This window comes from Rhizobium sp. 16-488-2b (genome assembly GCF_017741815.1).
Taxonomy (GTDB): domain Bacteria; phylum Pseudomonadota; class Alphaproteobacteria; order Rhizobiales; family Rhizobiaceae; genus Rhizobium.
This window is the reverse complement of the sequence record NZ_JAGHMF010000015.1, coordinates 132213-153598: the sequence shown is the minus strand read 5'-3', so window position 1 is coordinate 153598 and position 21386 is coordinate 132213. Positions and strand designations below refer to the sequence as shown.

At 62.8% G+C, this 21386-nt stretch carries 19 protein-coding genes; 7 read left to right on the top strand and 12 right to left on the bottom strand.

Annotated elements, in window-relative coordinates; translation table 11 throughout:
- The first annotated feature begins 184 nt into the window (after nucleotides 1-184).
- Nucleotides 185-466: a DUF2188 domain-containing protein gene (locus tag J5286_RS15300; protein WP_018897419.1), complete on the top strand. Its 282-nt coding sequence runs from the start codon at nucleotides 185-187 to the stop codon at nucleotides 464-466.
- A gap of 28 nt (nucleotides 467-494) precedes the next feature.
- Here the strand turns inward: J5286_RS15300 and J5286_RS15295 are convergent, their stop codons facing one another.
- Entirely contained in the window at nucleotides 495-1406 is a 912-nt protein-coding gene (locus J5286_RS15295; RefSeq protein WP_209191159.1) for a LysR family transcriptional regulator, read from the bottom strand.
- A gap of 90 nt (nucleotides 1407-1496) precedes the next feature.
- Between J5286_RS15295 and J5286_RS15290 the strand changes: the two genes are divergently transcribed.
- Entirely contained in the window at nucleotides 1497-2495 is a 999-nt protein-coding gene (locus J5286_RS15290; protein WP_449090020.1) for an SDR family NAD(P)-dependent oxidoreductase, read from the top strand.
- Here the strand turns inward: J5286_RS15290 and J5286_RS15285 are convergent.
- The 6 genes from J5286_RS15285 to trxB all read right to left on the bottom strand — a co-directional run bounded on the left by J5286_RS15285 (nucleotide 2492) and on the right by trxB (nucleotide 8471).
- Entirely contained in the window at nucleotides 2492-3295 is an 804-nt protein-coding gene (locus J5286_RS15285) for an aminoglycoside phosphotransferase family protein (protein ID WP_209191157.1), read from the bottom strand. The two genes, J5286_RS15290 and J5286_RS15285, sit on opposite strands and share 4 nt — an antisense overlap.
- Nucleotides 3296-3392: 97 nt before the next feature.
- Entirely contained in the window at nucleotides 3393-4514 is a 1122-nt protein-coding gene (locus tag J5286_RS15280; protein WP_209191156.1) for an alkene reductase, read from the bottom strand.
- A gap of 46 nt (nucleotides 4515-4560) precedes the next feature.
- Nucleotides 4561-5730 carry an MFS transporter gene (locus J5286_RS15275; protein ID WP_209191155.1) on the bottom strand — a complete coding sequence of 390 codons (1170 nt, stop codon included), beginning with the start codon at nucleotides 5728-5730 and terminating at the stop codon, nucleotides 4561-4563.
- A gap of 2 nt (nucleotides 5731-5732) precedes the next feature.
- Complete coding sequence (locus J5286_RS15270) at nucleotides 5733-6026, bottom strand: ArsR/SmtB family transcription factor (RefSeq protein WP_047506019.1); 294 nt, start codon at nucleotides 6024-6026, stop codon at nucleotides 5733-5735.
- 551 nt (nucleotides 6027-6577) lie between these two features.
- Entirely contained in the window at nucleotides 6578-7474 is an 897-nt protein-coding gene (locus J5286_RS15265; RefSeq protein WP_018897426.1) for a LysR family transcriptional regulator VtlR, read from the bottom strand.
- 22 nt (nucleotides 7475-7496) lie between these two features.
- Nucleotides 7497-8471: a thioredoxin-disulfide reductase gene (gene trxB / locus J5286_RS15260; RefSeq protein WP_209191154.1), complete on the bottom strand. Its 975-nt coding sequence runs from the start codon at nucleotides 8469-8471 to the stop codon at nucleotides 7497-7499.
- Between the two features lie 229 nt (nucleotides 8472-8700).
- On the opposite strand from trxB, the gene J5286_RS15255 reads away from it, so the two are divergent.
- Complete coding sequence (locus J5286_RS15255; protein WP_018897428.1) at nucleotides 8701-9168, top strand: Lrp/AsnC family transcriptional regulator; 468 nt, start codon at nucleotides 8701-8703, stop codon at nucleotides 9166-9168.
- Nucleotides 9169-9174: 6 nt separating this feature from the next.
- On the opposite strand, the gene J5286_RS15250 is transcribed toward J5286_RS15255, so the two are convergent.
- Nucleotides 9175-10227, bottom strand: a complete 1053-nt coding sequence (locus tag J5286_RS15250) for a glycosyltransferase family 4 protein (protein WP_209191311.1) — start codon at nucleotides 10225-10227, stop codon at nucleotides 9175-9177.
- A 29-nt stretch (nucleotides 10228-10256) separates the two neighbouring features.
- Nucleotides 10257-10733 carry a transcription elongation factor GreA gene (greA, locus tag J5286_RS15245; protein ID WP_018897430.1) on the bottom strand — a complete coding sequence of 159 codons (477 nt, stop codon included), beginning with the start codon at nucleotides 10731-10733 and terminating at the stop codon, nucleotides 10257-10259.
- 247 nt (nucleotides 10734-10980) lie between these two features.
- Here greA and J5286_RS15240 point away from each other — a divergent pair, with 247 nt between their 5' ends.
- The 3 genes from J5286_RS15240 (at nucleotide 10981) to J5286_RS15230 (ending at nucleotide 14138) form a co-directional block, all read left to right on the top strand.
- Nucleotides 10981-12213, top strand: coding sequence for a putative DNA modification/repair radical SAM protein (locus tag J5286_RS15240; protein WP_112535436.1), 1233 nt, complete (start codon nucleotides 10981-10983; stop codon nucleotides 12211-12213).
- A complete protein-coding gene (locus J5286_RS15235; RefSeq protein WP_209191153.1) occupies nucleotides 12213-13679 on the top strand; it encodes a UdgX family uracil-DNA binding protein in 1467 nt (488 codons plus the stop codon). Before J5286_RS15240 ends, J5286_RS15235 begins: the two co-directional genes overlap by 1 nt.
- A gap of 81 nt (nucleotides 13680-13760) precedes the next feature.
- Nucleotides 13761-14138, top strand: a complete 378-nt coding sequence (locus J5286_RS15230) for a VOC family protein (protein ID WP_209191152.1) — start codon at nucleotides 13761-13763, stop codon at nucleotides 14136-14138.
- On the opposite strand, the gene J5286_RS15225 is transcribed toward J5286_RS15230, so the two are convergent.
- The 3 genes from J5286_RS15225 to J5286_RS15215 all read right to left on the bottom strand — a co-directional run bounded on the left by J5286_RS15225 (nucleotide 14122) and on the right by J5286_RS15215 (nucleotide 20250).
- Nucleotides 14122-15414, bottom strand: coding sequence for a T6SS phospholipase effector Tle1-like catalytic domain-containing protein (locus J5286_RS15225; RefSeq protein ID WP_209191151.1), 1293 nt, complete (start codon nucleotides 15412-15414; stop codon nucleotides 14122-14124). The genes J5286_RS15230 and J5286_RS15225 overlap by 17 nt on opposite strands.
- Before the next feature lie 156 nt (nucleotides 15415-15570).
- Nucleotides 15571-19059: a carbamoyl-phosphate synthase large subunit gene (carB, locus tag J5286_RS15220; protein ID WP_209215359.1), complete on the bottom strand. Its 3489-nt coding sequence runs from the start codon at nucleotides 19057-19059 to the stop codon at nucleotides 15571-15573.
- 162 nt (nucleotides 19060-19221) lie between these two features.
- Nucleotides 19222-20250, bottom strand: coding sequence for a zinc-dependent alcohol dehydrogenase family protein (locus J5286_RS15215; RefSeq protein ID WP_209191150.1), 1029 nt, complete (start codon nucleotides 20248-20250; stop codon nucleotides 19222-19224).
- Nucleotides 20251-20424: 174 nt separating this feature from the next.
- Here J5286_RS15215 and ypfJ point away from each other — a divergent pair, with 174 nt between their 5' ends.
- Nucleotides 20425-21342: a KPN_02809 family neutral zinc metallopeptidase gene (ypfJ, locus tag J5286_RS15210; protein WP_209191149.1), complete on the top strand. Its 918-nt coding sequence runs from the start codon at nucleotides 20425-20427 to the stop codon at nucleotides 21340-21342.
- The last annotated feature ends 44 nt before the right edge of the window (nucleotides 21343-21386 follow it).

The following is a 21386-nucleotide window of genomic DNA, read 5'->3' as shown; positions in this document are numbered from 1 at the left end:
ATATCAAGCCGGCGATTGCGCGGGGCAGGTTTGCAGTCTTGGGCATTTAATGGAATACTGCCTCATCGGTCAGCCGGAAGCATATCGCGGCGCCTCTCGTCTTTTTGCCAGATGGCACCGCGCGGAACAGGATTCGATCCTGTCGGTTCGGTGTGTGGAACCAAGCAAAAGAGGAGTGAAGTGCATGGTCAAGGTGGTCTATGAAGTCGTCCAGCACGATGGCGGCTGGGCCTACCGGTTGGGAAACGTGTATTCCGAGGCCTTCCCGACACATTCCGAAGCGCTTGAGGCGGCCCGTATCGTGGCGGCCGAGCAGCAGGTCGGCGGCGATTCCGCCGAGATCAGCTGGCAGGACGACAAGGGCAAGTGGCACGAGGAATATGCCGAAGGTGGCGACCGTCCGGAGACCGAGGTGGTCGATGGCAACTGGAAGACCCACCAGGCAGCAACGTCGCCGCGCGCCTGACCGATCGCGCCTTTCCTGACGCGTTCCGTCAATCCCGGCGGCCGAGCGCTCCTTCCCTGGTATAATCGAGCAGGCCCGCGACCAACGCATCGAAGGTGACGCGGTAGCGCGGCGAGGTCTTGATCGCCTCGTGCATCACCACCCAGGTCGCAAGCGGGATTTGAAACGCCTGCGGCAGAACGTGGACAAGGTCCTCATCCGACGCCGCCAGCGCTGTCTGGCACATTCCTATCCCCAATCCCGAACGGATCGCCGCCAGCTGCGCCAGCGTGCTGTCGGCCTTGAAGCCGAAGGTTAGGTCGGCGAAGACAGGGTAGCGTTTCAGCATAGTCCTGACATAGCCGGTGTGCCGGTCGAAGCCGATCAGGCGGTGGTTGCCTAGATCGGCCATGGTCTCTGGCGTGCCGCGATGGTCGAGATAGCGGCGATGGGCGTGGAAGCCGAGCGGGATATCGCCGATGCGGCGCACGACCAGCGCGTCCTGTGTCGGTTCGCTCATGCGCACGGCGATATCGGCTTCGCGGCTCAGCAGATCCTCGACCGCGTCGGAGGCGGAGAGCTCGATCTCGAGCTCCGGGTACTGCTCCATCAGCGGCGCCAGGATCGAGGGCAGAACCTCGACGCCGATCACTTCGCTGGCGCTGATGCGGACCGGGCCGGCGATGCGGTCGCGGTCGCCGGAGGCGGTGCGCAGCAGGGCGGCGGAGGTTGAGGCCAGCGTTTCGGCATAGGGCTTGAGTTCGAGGGCGGCTTCAGTCGGCATCAGGCCGCTCTGCGAGCGGACGAAGAGTTGCGTGCCGACGATCTCTTCCAGCGCGTCGATATGGCGGCCGATGGTCGGTTGCGTCAGGCCGAGCTCGCGGGCGGCGGCCGATAGCGAGCCGTGGTGGAGCACGGCGAGAAGGGTGCGGTAGAAATCCCAGCTTGGCTCTGTTGTCATTCAAATACGTATAGATGAGATACGAATTTCGTCAATTTCGTTTATCTCTGCATGGGCGCATCATCTGACCATCAACAGATGGAGACGATGATGACACAGCAGATCGCACTTGTACTCGGAGCAACCGGTGGTATTGGCGGCGCGGTTGCCCGCAAGCTTGTTTCGCGCGGCTGGCATGTCCGCGCGCTCAACCGCAATGTGGAGAAGGCGCGCGCCGCCGAGCCCTGTTTGAACTGGGTGCAAGGTGACGCGATGCGTGCCGCCGATGTGATGGCAGCCGCTGAAGGAGCGAGCCTGATCGTGCACGCCGTCAATCCGCCCGGCTATCGCGACTGGGAGAAGCTGGTGCTGCCGATGCTCGACAACACGATCGCGGCCGCCAAGTCGGTCGGCGCAACGATCGTGCTTCCCGGCACGGTCTACAATTTCGGGCCGGATGCCTTTCCTGTTCTGCGCGAGGATAGCCCGCAGCATCCGGTGACGAAGAAGGGTGGCATCCGCGTCGAGATGGAAAAGCGGCTGGAGGCCGGATCGCGTGATGGGGCGCCCGTCATCATCGTGCGCGCCGGCGATTTCTTCGGGCCGGGGGCGGGGAGTAGCTGGTTCTCGCAGGGCATGATCACGCCGGGCAAGCCCGTTTCCACCGTGACCAACCCGGCGCGCAAGGGCGTGGGGCATCAGTGGGCCTATCTGCCTGACGTGGCGGAGACGATGGTGCAGTTGGTCGAGCGCCGCGAGCGGCTGCCCGCCTTCGCCGTCTATCACATGGACGGCTTCTGGGATCGCGATGGGCAGCAGATGGTCGAGGCGATCAGGCGCGCCGTTGGCGGGCGGGTGAAGGTGCGGGGATTTCCCTGGTTCGTCGTGCCCTTGGCGGCACCCTTCGTGACCTTCATGCGCGAGTTGAAGGAGATGCGCTATCTCTGGCGCGAGCCGATCCGGATGAGCAATGAGCGGCTGGTGGCCGAACTCGGTTTCGAGCCGCGCACGCCTGTTGATGAGGCTGTGAGGATGACATTGACGTCGCTCGGCTGCCTTGAGGGGCGGAGGGAAGGTGAGACGGCGGGCGCAGTTGCGCCGCGCGGCTAGCCTTGGCTTAGTTCCGCGAGCGCGATGCGGGCGACCGTCAGCGGGCTCTGCGCTTCCGACAGCATGCCGTCATCGAAAAACCAGGCGGCGGAGAGGCCGCAATAGGCGGCGATCCAGCGCAGCAGGCGTGCGGGCTCGATGTTGGCGGCAGCGGATATGATTGGCAGCTGGCGACGAAGCCGATCATGATCGGTGACCGTCGAGAGTTCCGGGTTGGCGAAGATGTTGGCATAGTCGAAGCCGCGCTCGCCAACCAGGCCCTTGGGATCGATCGCCAGCCAGCCGTGTTCTTCGAAATCGAGGACGTTGCCGTGGTGGATATCGCCGTGCAGGGCGGTCTCGTCGCGCGGTTCGGCGAGCAGGGCGGTGGCGATGTCGTGGCACTCGGTGAGGACGCCGCCGTATTTGCTGGCGGCCGGTGCGAGATCACGGAACCATCGGGCAAGGGGAATGAGCGGTGGCTTCGGTGTCTGGCGTGGGGCATGCAGCTTGGCGACGGTGTTGCAGAGGATGCGACTTGCCTCGTCATCCTCGCCTTCAGCGGCCATGGTGAGTAGTGAGCGGCGACCTTGGGCGCGCTCCAGCACGATGGCATCGGCGTCGTGGCAATAGACCTTCGCCGCACCGTTTCCGTCCCACCAATGCATCACCGCGGCGCCCGATCGCTCGGCTTCGTCGGCGCTCAGCTTCAGCATGGCCGGCTTGCCGCGCCACAGGACGGGCAGGAGGTTGCTGGAGTGGGTGACGACAGGCTCGCCGTCAGGGGTGAGATGCCAGCGGTCGAGAGAGGGCTTGAACATGTGTGAGATGCTAGCCGGTCGCGGCCGGAAAGGGAAATGGCGTGGGTCTAGAAAGAGAAATCCCGCCGGGTGGCGGGATTTCGAGGCTTGGTGTCGATCAGGCGACCTTTTCGCGGGCCGGGTAGTCGATGTAGCCCTTCGGGCCGCCGCCATAGAGGGTGGCCTGGTCGAGTTCGTTGAGCGGGGCGTTGGCCTTGAGGCGCTCCACGAGATCGGGATTGGCGATGAAGGGCTTGCCGAAGGCGATCAGGTCGGCCTTGCCGCTTTCGGCGGTGTCGATGGCGAGCTGGCGATCATAGCCGTTGTTGACCATCCAGCTTGCCTTGCCGCCGGCTTTTTCATAGGCGGCGCGCAGGCCGGTGTAGTCGAAGGGCTTGTCGCCCTGCTGGAAGTTGCGGTCACCGCCGGTGGCGCCCTCGATGACGTGGATGAAGGCGAGGTCGTACTTTGCCAGACCCTCGACGACGTAGTCGAAGAGCGGCTGCGGCGCGGCGTCGGATGCGTCGTTGGCGGGGGTGACCGGCGAGATGCGGATGCCGGTGACGCGCGGGCCGATTTCCTTGGTGATCGCATCGACCACTTCGAACAGGAAGCGGGCGCGGTTTTCGATCGAACCGCCATACTGGTCGGTGCGGTCGTTGATGTCGGCGCGCAGGAATTGGTCGATCAGGTAGCCGTTGGCGGCGTGAATCTCGACGCCATCAAAGCCGGCGTCGATCGCGGCGCGGGCAGCCTTGCGGTAATCCTCGACGATGCCTGCGATCTCGGCGGTTTCAAGCGCGCGCGGCTCGGATGTCTCGGCGAAGCTGCCGGTGCCGTCGGCGTTCACGAGATAAGTCTTCGACTTGGCGGTCTTGTTGCTGGAGGAGACCGGCTTGCCGCCGTTCGGCTGCAGCGTCGTGTGCGAGATACGGCCGACATGCCACATCTGGACGACGATCTTGCCGCCATGGGCGTGCACGGCGTCGGTCACGCGCTTCCAGCCATCCAGGGCTTCCTTGCTGTAGAGGCCGGGGACGTCGGCATAGCCCTGGCCCTGGTGGGTGATCGCGGTCGCTTCGGTGACGATCAGGCCGGCGGAGGCGCGCTGCGTGTAATACTCGACGTTGAGGTCGTTCGGCACGGCACCCGGCGAGCGGTTGCGGGTCAGCGGGGCCATGACGATGCGGTTCTTGACGGTGATGTCGCCGACCTGCGTCGGTTCGAAGAGCTTGCTCATGGGAAGTCCTTTCGGTGGTGCTAGTGGTTTGGGGGCGTTGGAAGGATCATTCAGCCGGGGCGGGCATGGCTGCCTTGCCCTTGGCGGAGAGATAGGTAAGTGCCGTGACGACAAGGCCGATCAGGGCCATGAAGGCGGCGACGAGCGGTACACGGGTCATGTCGAAGCCGAGCTCGATGGCCATGCCGCCAGCCCAGGCGCCGAGCGCGTTGCCGGTGTTGAAGGCGCCGATATTGATCGTCGAGACCAGATTGGGCGCATCTTTGCCGAAGTGCACGACGCCGACCTGCAGCGCGGGGACGGCGGCGAAGGTCGCCACGGCCCATATAAAGAGGGTGATTTCGGCGGCGATGAAATAGGGACTGGTGAAGCCGAAGGCGACCGAGGTCACGGCGATCATCGCAAAGACGCCGGCGAGCGTCGGCCCAAGCTTCCAGTCGGCGAGTTTGCCGCCGAGCAGGTTGCCGACCGTGAGGCCTAGGCCGATCAGGAACAGCGTCCAGGTGACGCCCTGTGGCGACAGGCCGGTGACGTCACGCAGCAGCGGCGCGATGTAGGTGAAGAGCGCGAACATCGAGGCGGCGAAGAAGACGGTGGTCGACAGCGCCAGCCAGAGGTGGCCGTTCTTCAGGGCGGCGATCTCGCGGAAGATGTTGCCCTGTTCTTCCTGTTTGTCCCTGGGGAGGACGGCGATCAGGCCGGCGATGGTGATGATGCCGAGGACGGTGACGACCGCGAAGGTCGAGCGCCAGCCGAATGCCTGGCCGATGGCGGTGCCGAGCGGCACGCCGAGCACGTTGGCAAGCGTCAGGCCGGTGAACATCAGCGCTACGGCGCGAGCGCGGCGATCCGGCGCCACAAGGCTGGCGGCGACGACGGAGCCGATGCCGAAGAAGGCGCCATGGCAGAGCGCGGTGACAACGCGGGCGATCATCAGCACCCAATAGCTCGGCGCCAACGCGCAGAGCAGATTGCCGGCGATGAAGAAGGCCATGAGCGCGATCAGCGCCGTGCGGCGTTTCAGGTGCGCGGTGGAGACCGCCATGACAGGGGCGCCGACGGCGACCGCGAGCGCATAACCGGTAACGAGCCAGCCGGCCTGCGGGATCGTCACCGCAAGGTCGGTGGCGACTTCGGGCAGCAGGCCCATGATGACGAATTCGGTCGTGCCGATCGCAAAAGCGCTGAGCGCCAGGACGAGGAGGGCGAGGGGCATGTTTAGAGATCCTGTGCCAGTTGCTTGAGGAAGGCAGCGATTGTTTCTTCGTTGCGCTTGTAGAATATCCACTGACCGACGCGGCGCGTGGTCACGAGATTGGCACGGCTGAGCGTGCCCAGATGGGCGGATACGGTCGATTGCGAGAGGCCGCAGCGTTCGAACTGGCTGGCGCAGACGCCCATTTCGAGTGGGTGCTCCTGCGAAGAGAAATGCTCTTCGGGGTTCTTCAGCCAGTTCAAGATTTCCATCCGCTTGGGATGGGATATCGCTTTCAGGATTTCGTCGTTGTCCATCGTCGTTTGCCGATCCATAAATCGTTTCTTACCGATATATGGATCGACGGTTTTCGATGTTCAAGACATGCGCGAACGACGCGTGCGATTTTTTCCGTGGTTAAATTTTAAGCAAAAAAAGAGGGCCACCGAATGAACGGGGCCCTTTAAGGTGTGAAGGTTATTCAACCTCCAGAGGGGAACAGCTAATGCAGCGGCACTGGGAGAGAACCGCCATGTGCATCAACTGAGTGCGATATGATGCTTTGGCGGGCAGATTTCAATGCCCTTTTGCGCATGCCTGCTATGCAATGCAGCATTTTTTGCTGCGATGCGGAAAATTAGGGCAAATCAAGGCAAAAAAAGAGGGCCACCGAAAGCTCGGGGCCCTTTATAGGTATGAAGGTCTAAACCTCCAGAGGGGAACAGCTAATGCGGTGGAACTGGGAGGAAAAGCCACCGTGTGCATCAGCTGAGGTTGATATGGTGTTTTAATGTGCAGCCGGCAACCAATTTTTGTGCATGTCAGGCATGCGCGCTCTGCACGGCTGCCAATTTCGTCGCAAAATCAGTTAGAAGCTCCAGTTTCTGGCCTTGCTGACGATGAAGTCGCGGAAAGCCTTGAGCTTGGCGGCGTTCTTCATTTCGTCGGGATAGCAGAAATAGGTGTCGAAGGACGGCACGTCGGCGTTGATCGGCAGCTGAATCAGACCCGGGTCGCGGCCGACGATGTAGTCGGGCAGGCAGGCGACGCCCATGCCGAGCAGGCAGGCGCGCTTGATCGAGGTCTGGCTGTTGATCTGCAGGTGCGGAATGCGCTTGTTGTCCGACGAGCGGCCGGCGATTTCAAGCCAGTTCACGTCGAGCAGATAGTTCGGCGCCGGTTCACCGAAGGTGATGATTCGGTGGTTGTCGAGATCCTCGACCGCCTGCGGCTCGCCATATCGGTTGATATAGGAGGGGGCCGCGTAGACGTGCATGTGCACGGTGAACAGCTTGCGCTGGATGAGATCGGATTGCTGCGGCTGGCGAAGACGAATCGCGCAATCGGCGTAGCGCATGTTCACATCCACTTCCTCGTTGTCGAGGATGAGCTGGATCTGAACATCCGGATAGAGCTGCATGAACTCCTGGATCTTGTCCGTGAGCCAGCCCTGGCCGAGGCCGACGGTCGTCGTGACACGCAGCTTGCCTGACGGCGTTTCCGTCGTCTCGGTGAGCTGCATCTTCACGGTTTCGAGCTTCAAGAGCACGTCATGGGCGGTGCGGTAGAGCAGCTCGCCCTGTTCGGTGAGTATGAGGCCGCGGGCGTGGCGGTGGAACAGCTTGGTGCCGACGTCCTGCTCCAGCGCGCTCACCTGACGGCTGATCGCGGATTGGGACAGATGCAGCTTGTCGGCCGCGTGCGTGAACGAACCGGCTTCGGCAGCTGCGTGGAAAATACGCAGCTTGTCCCAGTCCAACGGCATTCCACCACCCCTCATGCCGATATTACTCCGCAGCTACGGCGACGGGCAGCTGGCCCGTGAGATAACGTTCGGCCTCAAGCGCTGCCATGCAGCCCATGCCGGCGGCCGTGATCGCCTGGCGGAAGGTATCGTCGGTGACATCGCCGGCCGCGTAAACGCCCTCGACCGAGGTCGCGGTCGAATCGGGTGCGGTCCAGAGGTAGCCGTTGTCCTTCAGCTTCAGCTTGCCCTTGAAGAGCTCGGTTGCCGGCGCATGGCCGATCGCCACGAAGACGCCGTCGATCGTGTGGTCGGCAACAGCGCCGGTGCGCGTGTCGCGCAGGCGAACGCCAGAGACGGACGGCGGCATCGGCGGCTTGGCCGGCGCGCCGGTGATTTCGGCGATCTCGGTGTTCCAGAGGATCTTGACGTTCTCCTTGGCGAAGATGCGTTCCTGCAGGATCTTTTCCGAACGGAAACTGTCGCGGCGGTGAACGACCGTCACGGTCTTGGCGATGTTCGAGAGATACAGCGCTTCCTCGACGGCAGAGTTGCCGCCGCCGACCACGATCACGTCCTTGTTGCGATAGAAGAAGCCGTCGCAGGTAGCGCAAGCGGAGACGCCGAAGCCCTGGAAGGTCTGCTCGCTTTCGATGCCGAGCCACTTGGCCTTGGCGCCGGTGGCGATGATCAGCGTGTCGGCGGTCCAGACCTGGCCGCTATCGGTGCGGGCCACGAAGGGGCGCTGGTTCATCTCGACTTCGGTGACGATGTCGTTGACGATCTCGGCGCCGACGTGCTTCGCCTGCTGCAGCATCTGGTCCATCAGCCAAGGGCCCTGGATCGGATCGGCGAAGCCCGGATAGTTCTCGACGTCGGTGGTGATCATCAGCTGTCCGCCTTGCTCCATCCCTGCGATCAGGACCGGCTTCAGCATCGCGCGCGCCGCATAGACGGCAGCGGTATAGCCGGCGGGGCCGGAACCGATGATGAGCACCTTGGTGTGGCGGGCGGACATGAGACTTCCTTTCAACTGGCTGGACGCGCTGGATATAAGGCGAATACGGCCATCACGCGTCCATGCGTTATTTATGAACGACCAATGCTTTTATTCAAGGGCAGCCTTGCGTTACCAACAAGGCATTCGGTGTGGATGTGCAAGATTCCGTCATCTCAGGGAAAGATTCTTGCGTATTGTGCCGCTTTATATAGAAGCTGGATTCACGATTTTAAAGAAAGGCACTCGCTTGGTTCGCGCTGAACTGGACGCCATCGATATCAAGATCTTGCGTGAGCTGCAGGCGGATGGCCGCATGACCAACGTCGAGCTCGCCGACCGGGTCGGCATCTCGGCGCCGCCCTGTCTTCGGCGTGTGCGCAAGCTGGAAGAGTCCGGCGTCATCGAAGGCTATCACGCGATGCTGAACAGCCCGAAGCTGGGCTTCGATCTCGTCGCCTTCTGCATGGTCGGTCTCAAGCATCAGTCGGAAGCCAACCTCAAGGCGTTTGCCGCGGCGACGACGCAGTGGCCGCTGGTGCGGCAGGCCTGGATGGTCTCGGGCGACAGCGACTTCCTGCTGCATTGCGTGGCTGAAAACCTAACGCGGTTCCAGGACTTCGTCATCGAGGTGCTGACCGCCAACGAACATGTCGACACCGTGCGCACCATGCTGACGATCCGCCAGATCAAGAAGCTCGGATTGACCGAAGTCTGAGTTGTCTCAGCCGAGGCTGTCGTAGACGGCCTTCAGCTTCGTGGCCTCGCCTTCGATGCGAAAGTTTTCCATGACATGCGTCTGGGCATTGGCGGCGAGCCGTGCCAGGCGGCTTTCATCATCCATGAGTGCTGAAACGGCCTTTGCCATCGCGTCGAGATCGTCGCGGGCAATCATCATGCCTGCGCCTTGGTCGCCGGTCGTGACGATCTCGGGAAAAGCGCCGACATCGGTTGCGACAACAGGCACGCCCGAGGCCATGGCTTCGAGCGGGGTCAGGCCGAAACCTTCCCAGCGCTGCGGCGCAACGAACAGATCTAGCGCGCGGTACCAGTCGTTGATGTTGGTGTGCTCACCGACGAAGAGGATGCGGTCCGAGAGGCCGGCGGCGGCGACCTTTGCCTTCAGGCCGTTTTCGAACTCGACATGCTGGGCCGTGGCGCGGCCGGCGATGATGGCGCTCCACTGAGGATGGTCGGGGAGAAGCCGCAGCATGGTATCGACGAAGAGGTCGGTGCCCTTCTGGTGGCGGACGCGGCCGAAGCAGCCGGCGATCTTCTTGTCCGGATCAAGGCCGCATTCGCGCTTGGCCTGCGCCTTATCGGAGGGCGGCGAGAAGCGGGCGGTGTCGATGCCGTGCAGGATGACGGTGCTAGGGACTTCCAGATAGTTCGCCGTCTTGCCCGAGGTCGCGATCACCGCGTCCATCTTCGAGACGAGGAACTTCGTCCAGCCGCTGTGCTTGCGCTGCGAGGCGGAGGTGAAGACGATCTTCAGCTTCATGCGCAGGAGGTCGCGCATGATGAGGGCAGGGAGCATCTCGATGTTGCGGCGGGCGTGCCAGACGCGGAAGGGCCGGATCGAGGGCGCGCGCCACAGTCTCAAAAGGTCGCGGAAGCGGATATGCGGGATCGATGCCGGCAGGCCTGGCCCGAGCGCCGCGATCTTCTGACCGAGCGCCCGCTGGACCGGGACAAGCTGGATGATCGTCGATGTCACGCCTGACAGACGCTTCTTGAAGTTCGGCGCTATGATTTCGACGTCAGCGATATCGACGATGTGCGATCGGCCGCGATCCGCCAAGGTCCTCAGCCCCAGGTGATGGCCAGAACTTCGTAAGCCTTGGAGCCACCGGGCGCGTTGACCTCGATGGAATCGCCGACTTCCTTGCCGATCAGCGCACGGGCGATCGGGGAGGAGATGGAGATGCGGCCGGCCTTCACGTCGGCTTCCTGGTCGCCGACGATCTGGTAGGTCTTTTCTTCCTCGGTGTCCTCATCGACGAGCTTCACCTTGGCGCCGAACTTGATCGTGCTGCCGGACATCTTGGAGAGGTCGATGACTTCGGCGCGCGCCGTCAGATCCTCGAGCTCGCCGATGCGGCCTTCGTTGTGGCTCTGCGCTTCCTTGGCGGCGTGGTACTCGGCGTTTTCCGAGAGGTCGCCGTGTGCGCGGGCCTCGGCAATCGCCTCGATGATTCGCGGGCGTTCTTCCTGCTGACGCCAGCGCAGCTCTTCCTGCAGCTTGACGAAACCACCCTGCGTCATCGGTACCTTATCAACCATTTTCTTGTCCTTCAGTCTTTGTGTCGGCTAGGCAGAGACACAAAAGAAAACAGGTCCCGAAGGGGAACTTCGGAACCATGCAAAAACTCTATCTGCTTCGTTTATAGCAGATTGCCTCCGTCGATTTCCAGAGAATTCGATGAAGCGACTTGCAACCCCTCATGGCTTTTCGCGTCAAACTTGAAAAACATCGATCCATGGCGGCTTTTCTTGACTGTTAGTGATGGAACATATAGTGAACACTGGTATGAAGAAGTCACTCGAAGAGCGGTTGGCCATCCTCTCGGACGCGGCCAAATATGACGCCTCCTGCGCCTCCAGCGGAACCACCAAGCGCGATTCCGGCAAGAGCGGCGGGCTTGGTTCGACTGAAGGTGCGGGCATCTGCCACGCCTATGCGCCGGACGGGCGGTGCATTTCGCTGTTGAAGATCCTGCTCACCAACTTCTGCATCTACGACTGCGCCTATTGCATCAACCGCTCGTCCAGCAATGTGGAGCGGGCGCGGTTCACGCCCGAGGAGGTTATATGGCTGACGCTGGAGTTCTATCGGCGCAATTATATCGAGGGGCTGTTCCTATCCTCAGGGATCATCCGCTCTTCCGACCACACGATGGAGGAGATGGTGCGGATCGTGCGCGAGCTGCGCACCACGCATAATTTCCGAGGCTACATTCATCTGAAATCCATTCCCGAGGCCTCGCCACATCTGATCGAAGAGGCGGGGCTTTATGCCGATCGTCTGTCGCTCAATATCGAGCTGCCGACCGATCGCGGCATCGCGCAACTGGCGCCGGAGAAGAAGCCGGCCAGCATTCGCCGCTCGATGGGCGATTTGAGATTGAAGATCGAGGCGGCTTCCGAGCCGACGCTGCAGACCAAGCGGCGCAAGCGGTTCGTGCCTGGTGGGCAGAGCACGCAGATGATCGTTGGGGCCGATGGCGCCAATGACGCGACCATTCTCGGGACCAGCGCGCAGCTTTACGGAAGCTACGGGCTGCGGCGCGTCTACTACTCGGCCTTCAGCCCCATTCCCGACTCGTCGAAGAACCTGCCGCTGATCAAGCCGCCGCTGATGCGCGAGCACCGGCTCTATCAGGCCGACTGGCTCTACCGTTTCTATGGGTTCGGCATCGACGAGATCACGTCCTCGCAGGAGGGCGGGATGCTCGACCTCAATCTCGATCCGAAGCTTGCCTGGGCGCTTGGCAACCGCAACGATTTTCCGGTTGATATCAACAGGGCGCCGCGCGAGACGCTGCTTCGGGTGCCGGGGTTGGGAACGAAGACGGTGAAATCGATCCTCTCGGCGCGCCGTTTCAGGCGGCTGCGGATCGAAGACCTGACGCGGCTCGGCGTGTCCATCAAGAAGGTGCAGGCGTTCATCTCGGCCGAGGGCTGGTCGCCGCGCCGGCTGATCGACCGGCCGGATCTAAGGGCGATGTTCGAGCCGAAGCCGGAACAATTGTCGTTGCTGTGATGATTACCGTGTTGCTGGAGGGCCGGGGAGAATTGGCCGAGTGGCGCGACGCGGCACGGCGGCTGGCGGCATCCGGTGTTGCGCCCGAGGAGATCGAGTGGCGGGAGCGGTATCGCGAGACGGATCTGTTTGCCGCGCCTGATACCTTACCGAAGCTGCCGACGCTCGATGCCTCCAAGCCGCTGACGGTGCCGCCCGCCTTTATCGGGCTTGCGGAAGCCGTGATCTGCCATAGCGCTCCGATGCGCTTCTATCTCCTCTACCGGCTGCTTTGGCGGCTGCAAAGCGATCGGTCGTTGCTCGATGTCGCCTCGGACGAGGACGTGGCGCGGGCGCGGGCCATGGACAAAAGCGTGCGCCGCGACGCCCACAAGATGACGGCCTTCGTGCGGTTCAAGGAGGTGGGCTCGGGGATTTCGCTCAACGGGCGGCGGAAGTTTCTCGCCTGGTTCGAGCCGGATCATCACATCGTCGCCCGCAAGGCGCCGTTCTTCCAGAAGCGGTTCAACGACATGGACTGGGTGATCGCGACGCCCAAGGGCTCGGCTGCCTGGGATGGCGAGAAACTGACCGTCAGCCACGATCCGTGCGAGAAGCCCGATCTCACCGATCCGGCCGACCAGCTGTGGCGGACGTACTATGCCAATATCTTCAATCCGGCGCGCCTGAAGGTGAAGGCGATGCAGGCGGAGATGCCGAAGAAATACTGGAAGAACCTGCCAGAGGCCGATCTCATTCCCGGCATGATCGCCGACGCGGAAAGCAAGGTTCTTGATATGGCCAAGCGCCAGGCGAGCGAGCCGCTGCCGTTTCACGACCGGTTGCAGGAAGCCGCACGCCGCGTGCCCGCAGCACCAAGGGCGCCGGTGGGCACGCTGGCGTCGCTGCGCGAGGAGGCGGCCGTCTGCACGCGCTGTCCGCTGCATGAGAAGGCGACGCAGACGGTGTTCGGCGAGGGGCCTGAAGATGCGAAGGTGATGTTCGTCGGGGAGCAACCGGGGGATCAGGAGGATCTCGCCGGCCGGCCGTTCGTCGGGCCTGCGGGCAAGGTGTTCGACCAGGTGGCCGGCGAGGCGGGGATCGACCGGCAGTCGGTCTATGTGACCAATGCGGTGAAGCACTTCAAATACGAGCCGCGCGGCAAGCGCCGCATCCACCAGCGGCCGAATATGGGCGAGGTCACCCATTGCCGCTGGTGGCTCAATCTGGAGATCGAACTTATCAAGCCGAAGCTGATCGTCGCCATGGGCGCCACCGCGCTTACGGCGCTGACGGATACCAAACACAAGCTGTCCGATATCAGGGGGCAGCCCATCAGGATGGGGAAGGAACGGACGCTATTCGTCACCGTCCACCCGTCCTATCTGCTGCGCATTCCAGACGAGCGGTTGAAGGCGGAGGAGATGGCGCTGTTTCGGGCGGATATGGTGCGGGTGCGGGAGCTGATGGCGGGCATGGCGGCATGACGATCGCGCGCCTTGCGAATTGCCATGGCGCTTCGGCGCGAATGTTGTAGCGTTGCCGGCAAAGCAATCTGGAGACCGTTTATGTTCGATCATGTGTCGATTGGTGTGAAGAGCCTTGAGAAGTCGCAGGCGTTTTACGATGCCGCGCTGGCGCCGCTCGGCTATGAGCGGCTGACGAACTTCGGCAATGTCAGCGGCTATGGCGCCGATCGGGTGGGGCTCTGGGTCGGCGAGGTTGCGCGGCCTGTGGCGCCTGATATGGAGTCGGGGCTGCATTTCTGCTTCATGGCGCCGTCGGAAGAGTCCGTCGATGCCTTTTACGCGGCCGGGCTTGCCAATGGCGGAACCGACAATGGTGCGCCGGGCGTGCGGCCGGATTACAGCCAGTTCTATTATGCTGCCTTCATCATCGATCCGGATGGGTACCGGCTCGAGGCCTATTTCAAGCGGCCGGAGTGATCGGAACGACCTCCGAATCTTCTGACGGTGGCGGGCTGTCGTTGCTCCAGGGCTCCATCTCGAAGCGCAGCGGCAGGTTCGGCGGCGCGTAGGGCGGTGCTGTCGTCGATGACAATCGGTCGATCACCGATTGGTGCAGCGAGGCGCCGTCGGGGATGAATCGACGGTCGGCCAGCGGCAGGTAGATGCGCGTCGTGTCGCCGCGCTTGCGCCAGGAGGTGATCGGCACACGCCTCGGCACATATTCGAGCAGCTTCCATGCCCAGTTCATGGAGTCGTGCAGCGGTGCCGTTGGGGCCGGCCGGACATAGCTCTTCGTCGGGTTGTCGCCATGGACGAGTTCCTTGACCGCGTCCTCGTTATAGGTGAGGCCGGTGCTTCGGGTCTCGGCGATCATCCAGGCGAGCGGTATCTTGATCGCGGCGCTCTCCGCTTCCGGATAGCCGCCACCGATATCGCCGTGGACACCGGAGAACCAGACTTCCTTCACATTCTGCGGGGGCGGGGCCGGCGGCTTGAAGGGGCCGCCCCAGTAGTCCTGTCCCGGCCGCCATGGCAGCGGATTGAACATGGTCCGCCGCTCATCGATGGCGAGCGCGTGGCGGACTACTTCCACGCTCGGATTGCGATCGGTGAAGGGAAGCGTCAGGAGCTGCGGGCGCCATTTGCCCCAAACAATGACCGAGGAAACGGTGTCGAAGAGACCGAGCAGCTTGATCGGCGGGCGGTCGGTCTTCAGCGTGCGCTCGTAGAGGCGCATGGTCTTGAAGGCAGAGGGCGCGTCCCAATCGACATCGGCGGCATCCGCTCCGCCCTGCTGCTGCTCGCTTTCGGAGATGCCTTTGTAGGTGTTGTAGGCGTAGTCGATGAGATTGACGTGGTACTTGCTCATCAGCCCGAGCGAGTGGACGAAGCCTGCCAGCACCCGCGCCGTATAGGCACCGCGGCTGAAGCCGAAGATGTAGATGTTGTCGCGGTCCCGATACTCTTGATCGTCCCCCGGTTCGCCGGGCTCGTAATTGTCGACGAGGAAGCGGTAGGCCTCCTTGACGTTCTGATCGAGGCCCCAGCCGGTTGCCAGGCCCCAGAGTTCGACCGTCTTGCGGTAGGCGTTGGACCATGCATTGGCGGCGCCGAAAGTGCCGACGCCGGGATCGTAATAGACGATCTGCCTGTCGCTGCGGTCGAGAACGCCGAACAGCCTCAGAATATTGGTGCGGTCGGCGGAGATTTCGTTCGACGTGCCATCGAACAGAATGACGATATTCTTGCCCATCGATGCCCCTCACGTGTGGGGATATCGTAACATGATCGCGAAGGGTTTGAAATCTCAGGTGGATTGTCGCGTTTTGCGACACTCCAGCGTGTCGTCACGCTGGCAGCGGCGCGGCGAAAAAGCCGGCCGTGAAGGATCACGGCCGGCCTTGATATCTTAGGCGAAGTAGCTCTGCAGCGGGCGAACCTCGAGGTTGCCGGCCTTGAGCGCCTTGATTGCCTGGGCGGCTGCCTCGGCGCCGGCCATGGTGGTGTAGTAAGGCACCTTCTGCATCAGCGTCGCGCGGCGAAGCGACTTGGAGTCGGAGATCGCCTTGTTCGAGTCGGTCGTGTTGATGACCAGCTGGACCTGACGGTTGCGGATGGCGTCCTCGATGTGCGGACGGCCCTCAAGCACCTTGTTGATCTTCACGGCCTCGATGCCGTTTTCGGCGAGGAAGCGGGCGGTGCCGCCGGTGGCTAGAACCTTGAAGCCCTGTTCGACCAGCATGCGGATCGCCGGAAGGACGCGCGGCTTGTCGTCGTCGCGTACCGATACGAAGACCGTTCCGTCACGCGGCAACTCGACGCTGGCGCCGGGCTGCGACTTGGCGAAGGCCAGCGCAAAATCGGTATCGAGGCCGATGACTTCGCCGGTCGAGCGCATTTCCGGGCCGAGCAGCGTGTCGACGCCGGGGAAGCGGGCGAATGGGAAGACGGCTTCCTTGACCGCGATGTGCTTCAGGTTACGCGGATCCGGCTTTTCGCCATAGGCGGCAAACAGCGGATCGAGCTTTTCGCCGGCCATGGCGCGGGCGGCGATCTTGGCGATCGGGGCGCCGATGGTCTTGGCCACGAAGGGAACGGTACGCGAGGCGCGCGGGTTCACTTCCAGCACGTAGACGGTGCCGTCCTTGATGGCGAACTGGACGTTCATCAGGCCGACGACGTTGAGAGCCTTGGCCATCGACTTTGCCTGACGCTCGAGCTCGTCGATCATTTCGGATGAGAGCGTGCGTGGCGGCAGCGAGCAGGCACTGTCACCGGAGTGAATGCCGGCTTCCTCGATATGCTCCATGATGCCAGCGATGAAGGCGTCCTTGCCGTCCGAGAGGCAGTCGACGTCGACTTCTATGGCGTTCGACAGGTAGCTGTCGAAGAGCAGCGGGTTCTTGCCGAGCAGCGTGTTGATCTGGCCGGTCTTGTCGTTCGGATAACGCTGCTTGATGTCTTCAGGCACGAGTTCCGGAACGGTGTCGAGCAGATAGGTCTGCAGCATGCTCTCGTTGTGGATGATCTGCATGGCACGGCCACCCAGAACGTAGGACGGGCGAACCACCAGCGGGAAGCCGATTTCGGTGGCGACCAGGCGGGCCTGTTCGACCGAGTAGGCGATGCCGTTGTTCGGCTGCGTCAGGTCGAGCTTGATCAGGAGCTTCTGGAAGCGATCGCGGTCTTCGGCAAGGTCGATCATATCGGGCGCGGTGCCGAGGATCGGGATGCCGTTCTTCTCAAGCGCTTCGGCGAGCTTCAGCGGCGTCTGGCCGCCGAACTGCACGATGACGCCGACGACTTCGCCCTTTTCCTGCTCGGCGCGCAGGATTTCGATCACGTCTTCGGCCGTCAGCGGCTCGAAGTAGAGGCGATCGGAGGTGTCATAGTCGGTCGAGACCGTTTCCGGGTTGCAGTTGATCATGATCGCTTCATAGCCGGCGTCGCGCAGAGCGAACGCGGCATGGCAGCAGCAATAGTCGAACTCGATGCCCTGGCCGATACGGTTCGGGCCACCGCCGAGGATGACGACCTTCTTGCGGTCGGAGATTTCGGCTTCCGAGCGGGCGGCGCCGACGAAGGGCGTCTCGTAGCTCGAATACATGTAGGCGGTCGGCGAAGCGAATTCGGCGGCGCAGGTGTCGATGCGCTTGAAGACCGGGCGGACGTTCAGCGAATTGCGCAGTTCGGCAACTTCCTTCGGGCGCTTGCCTGACAGTGTAGCGAGGCGGGCGTCGGAGAAGCCCATGGCCTTCAGCGTGCGCAGGTTGGCGGCATCGGTGGGCAGGCCGTGTTCGCGAACGCGGGCTTCCATGTCGATGATCGCCTTGAATTGGGCGATGAACCACGGGTCGATCTTGCAGCCTTCGTGCACTTCCTCGGGGCTCATGCCCATGCGCAGTGCCTGGGCGACCATGCGCAGGCGATCAGGCGTCGGCGTGCCGATGGCGGCGCGGATGGCGTTCTGGCTGCCTTCGCCTTCTTCGACACCGGGGATTTCGATTTCGTCGAGGCCGGTGAGGCCGGTTTCGAGGCCGCGCAGGGCCTTCTGCAGCGATTCGGCGAAGGTGCGGCCGATCGCCATGACTTCACCGACCGACTTCATGGCCGTGGTCAGAACCGGCGAGGCGCCCGGGAACTTCTCGAAAGCGAAACGCGGGATCTTGGTGACGACGTAATCGATCGACGGTTCGAACGAGGCCGGCGTCGCGCCGCCGGTGATGTCGTTGTCGAGTTCGTCGAGCGTGTAGCCGATAGCGAGCTTGGCGGCGACCTTGGCGATCGGGAAGCCAGTTGCCTTCGATGCGAGAGCCGAGGAGCGCGAGACGCGCGGGTTCATTTCGATGACGACGAGGCGGCCGTCCTTCGGGTTGACTGCGAACTGAACGTTCGAGCCGCCGGTTTCAACGCCGATCTCGCGCAGAACCGCGATCGAGGCGTTGCGCATCATCTGGTATTCCTTGTCGGTCAGCGTCAGTGCCGGCGCGACGGTGATGGAATCGCCTGTGTGGACGCCCATCGGGTCGATGTTTTCGATCGAGCAGATGATGATGCAGTTGTCCGCCTTGTCGCGGACGACTTCCATTTCATATTCCTTCCAGCCCAGAACCGACTCTTCGATCAGGACTTCCGTCGTCGGCGAGGCATCGAGGCCGCCGCCGATGATTTCGAAGAACTCCGAGCGGTTATAGGCAATGCCGCCGCCGGTGCCGCCCATGGTGAAGGAGGGGCGGATGATGGCGGGCAGGCCGACGACGTCGATCGCCTGTGCGGCAATCGCCATGGCGTGGCTGATGTAGCGCTGCTTGCGGTCGGTCTCGCCGAGGTTCCACTGGTTTTCCAGCGCGTCGAGCGCCTTGTCGAGTTCAGCACCCGAGAGGCTTTCCTTCAGCTTGTTGCGCTCGGCTTCATGCGTCTTGCGGTCGGCATCCTTGATGTCGGTGGCGTTGGCGAGCATCGAGCGCGGGGTTTCGAGGCCGATGCGGTCCATGGCTTCGCGGAACAGAGCGCGGTCTTCGGCCATGTCGATGGCGGCCGGCTTGGCGCCGATCATCTCGACATTGTAGCGGTCGAGAACGCCCATGCGCTTCAGGGACAGCGCGGTGTTGAGCGCGGTCTGGCCGCCCATGGTCGGCAGCAGCGCGTCGGGGCGCTCCTTGGCGATGATCTTGGCGACAACTTCAGGGGTGATCGGCTCGACATAGGTTGCGTCGGCAAGGCCCGGGTCGGTCATGATCGTGGCCGGGTTGGAGTTGACGAGGATGACGCGGTAGCCTTCCTCCTTCAGCGCCTTGCAGGCCTGTGTGCCGGAATAGTCGAACTCGCATGCCTGGCCAATGACGATCGGTCCTGCGCCGATGATGAGGATCGATTTGATGTCTTGGCGCTTCGGCATGGGCTTTTTTCCGTTTCCTAGCTGCGCAGAAAGCCGGCCAGGGTGGGAGGCACCGGCCGGGTCGCGCATATGATGGTCTTTTCAGGCTAGAAGCGGCTTATAGGCAAATGTATCCGTGAACGGAACCCCATAATTTACGGAATCGACAGGAATCGGAAAGGGCTAGCCGAGGCTAGGTAAAACGAGGGCGCGAATCTCGCCGGGACGGGCCGGATTGCTGATCGCTTCCACCGCTTCGGCAAGCCCGATACGGCGCGAAATCAGCGCTTCGACCTTGATCGTGCCAGATGCGATGAGGTCCGCGGCGCGCCTGTGGGTGAAGGGGTTGATGAAGGAGCCGATCAGCCTGATTTCGCGAAACAGCAGGTCGAAGGGCTCGATCGACACTTTCGCGCCCTGCGGCATGACGCCGAGAATCACGACCGTGCCGCCATGACGGGCAAGGGCAGGGGCCCGCTCGACGGTCTCGGCGACGCCGGCGCATTCGATGACGACATCGGCGCCGCCCGGCAGCAGACCATCCGGCGCGGTGATGTGTTTGATGACGTCGCCGTCAGTTGGGTCGGCGGTTGCTGTGGCGCCGAGGCTTTCGGCCAGCCGCCGCTTGTCGGCGCTGCGGGTGACGAGCACGACGTCTGTGGCGCCGGCAAGGCGCGCGAGTTGCACGACCAGCAGTCCGATGACGCCGCCGCCCAATACGACCACAGATGAGCCGGTCCTGATCTCGGCCAGATCGACACCGTGCAGGCAGCAGGCGAGCGGTTCGCAGAAGGCACCGTGGACGGGATCGAGATCGTCGGGCAGGGCGAAGGCCTGCTTTTGCGGGACGATCACATACTCCGCGAAGCCGCCGTCGCGGCTGATGCCGATTGCCTGGAGGTTGCGGCAAAGATTGACGCGGCCGCGCTGGCACTGGTCGCATTGGCCGCAGGAGATGTTCGGGTCGCCGGTGATGCGCATGCCCTTTCGAAAACCGCTGACGGCGGGGCCGGTCTCCTCGATTATGCCGGTGAATTCGTGGCCGAGCGTGACGGGTGGTCTGGAGGGGAATTCGCCGTGAAGCAGGTGCCTGTCGGTACCGCAGATGCCGCAGGCCTCGACGCGGACAAGCAGCTCGCCCGGACCGGGGCTTGGCTTTTCCACCTCACTGAACGAGAGTCTCCCGATTGCTTCCAGCCGCACTGCCTTCATGCCCAGTTCTCCTCCGATATCTCACTCGTGCAGAAGGAGCGAAAGCAAGGCGCGCGTCAAGCGCCTGTCGTGGCCGCGAAGGGCGGATACGCGTGGTTGAAATCGGCTGGAATTTCCCACTCTCCCGGATATATAAGGGATGAGAGAGCAAGCAGTCTCTGCGGGGAGATCATCATGGAATGGAAAGGCCGGCGTCAGTCCGACAATATCGAGGATCGTCGCGGTGATCCTTCCATGGGTGGATTGGGACGAGGGGGCGGCTTCAGCTTCCCGTCCGGCGGCGGCATGGGCCGGCGCGGTGGCGGGCTCAGCATCGGCACCATCATCTTTCTCGTCGTGCTCTATCTGATCTTCAAGGCCATGGGCATCGACCTCCTACAGATGATGGATGGCGGCATGTCCAGTGGCCCGGGTTACGAGCAGAGCCAGTCTGGCGGCAGCCAGACACCCGCCAACGACGAGATGACCGCCTTCGTGCGCACGGTGCTCGCCGAGACCGAGGATACGTGGCAGGGCATCTTCCAATCGATGGGACGCGAATACGAAGATCCAAAGCTGGTGCTGTTCTCCGGACAGACGCAGTCGGGCTGCGGTTTTGCATCTGCCGCGACCGGGCCGTTCTATTGCCCACAGGACCGCAAGGTCTATCTCGATACGGCATTCTTCAACGAGCTCAGCCGCAAGTTCGGTGCATCCGGCGATTTCGCCGAGGCCTATGTCGTCTCGCACGAAGTTGGCCATCATGTGCAGAACCTGCTCGGCATCCTGCCAAAGTTCAACGAGGCGCGTCAGCGCATGAGCGAGGCCGACGCCAACAAGATGTCGGTGCGCGTCGAACTGCAGGCCGATTGCTTCGCCGGCATCTGGGGCAAGTTCACCCAGCAGAAGGGTATTCTCGAAGCGGGCGACCTTGAGGAGGCGCTGAATGCCGCGCAACAGATCGGTGACGATACGCTGCAGAAGCGTAGCCAGGGCTATGTCGTGCCCGAGAGCTTCAACCACGGTACATCGGCGCAGCGCGTGAAATGGTTCAAGCGGGGCTTCGACACCGGTCAGATGCAGGCCTGTGACACCTTCTCCGGTCCGGTCTGACGGCTAGCGGTCCCGGCTCCGGGGCCGCGTTCACCGGCTTTCGT

Coding starts and splice junctions, on each gene's coding strand:
- J5286_RS15230 (WP_209191152.1), top strand. CDS start 13,761: ATGTTCGATCATGTGTCGATTGGTGTGAAGAGCCTTGAGAAGTCGCAG.
- carB (WP_209215359.1), bottom strand. CDS start 19,059: ATGCCGAAGCGCCAAGACATCAAATCGATCCTCATCATCGGCGCAGGA.
- greA (WP_018897430.1), bottom strand. CDS start 10,733: ATGGTTGATAAGGTACCGATGACGCAGGGTGGTTTCGTCAAGCTGCAG.
- J5286_RS15300 (WP_018897419.1), top strand. CDS start 185: ATGGTCAAGGTGGTCTATGAAGTCGTCCAGCACGATGGCGGCTGGGCC.
- J5286_RS15235 (WP_209191153.1), top strand. CDS start 12,213: ATGATTACCGTGTTGCTGGAGGGCCGGGGAGAATTGGCCGAGTGGCGC.
- J5286_RS15240 (WP_112535436.1), top strand. CDS start 10,981: ATGAAGAAGTCACTCGAAGAGCGGTTGGCCATCCTCTCGGACGCGGCC.
- J5286_RS15295 (WP_209191159.1), bottom strand. CDS start 1,406: ATGACAACAGAGCCAAGCTGGGATTTCTACCGCACCCTTCTCGCCGTG.
- J5286_RS15285 (WP_209191157.1), bottom strand. CDS start 3,295: ATGTTCAAGCCCTCTCTCGACCGCTGGCATCTCACCCCTGACGGCGAG.
- J5286_RS15215 (WP_209191150.1), bottom strand. CDS start 20,250: ATGAAGGCAGTGCGGCTGGAAGCAATCGGGAGACTCTCGTTCAGTGAG.
- J5286_RS15225 (WP_209191151.1), bottom strand. CDS start 15,414: ATGGGCAAGAATATCGTCATTCTGTTCGATGGCACGTCGAACGAAATC.
- J5286_RS15290 (WP_449090020.1), top strand. CDS start 1,497: ATGACACAGCAGATCGCACTTGTACTCGGAGCAACCGGTGGTATTGGC.
- J5286_RS15275 (WP_209191155.1), bottom strand. CDS start 5,730: ATGCCCCTCGCCCTCCTCGTCCTGGCGCTCAGCGCTTTTGCGATCGGC.
- J5286_RS15265 (WP_018897426.1), bottom strand. CDS start 7,474: ATGCCGTTGGACTGGGACAAGCTGCGTATTTTCCACGCAGCTGCCGAA.
- trxB (WP_209191154.1), bottom strand. CDS start 8,471: ATGTCCGCCCGCCACACCAAGGTGCTCATCATCGGTTCCGGCCCCGCC.
- J5286_RS15270 (WP_047506019.1), bottom strand. CDS start 6,026: ATGGACAACGACGAAATCCTGAAAGCGATATCCCATCCCAAGCGGATG.
- J5286_RS15280 (WP_209191156.1), bottom strand. CDS start 4,514: ATGAGCAAGCTCTTCGAACCGACGCAGGTCGGCGACATCACCGTCAAG.
- ypfJ (WP_209191149.1), top strand. CDS start 20,425: ATGGAATGGAAAGGCCGGCGTCAGTCCGACAATATCGAGGATCGTCGC.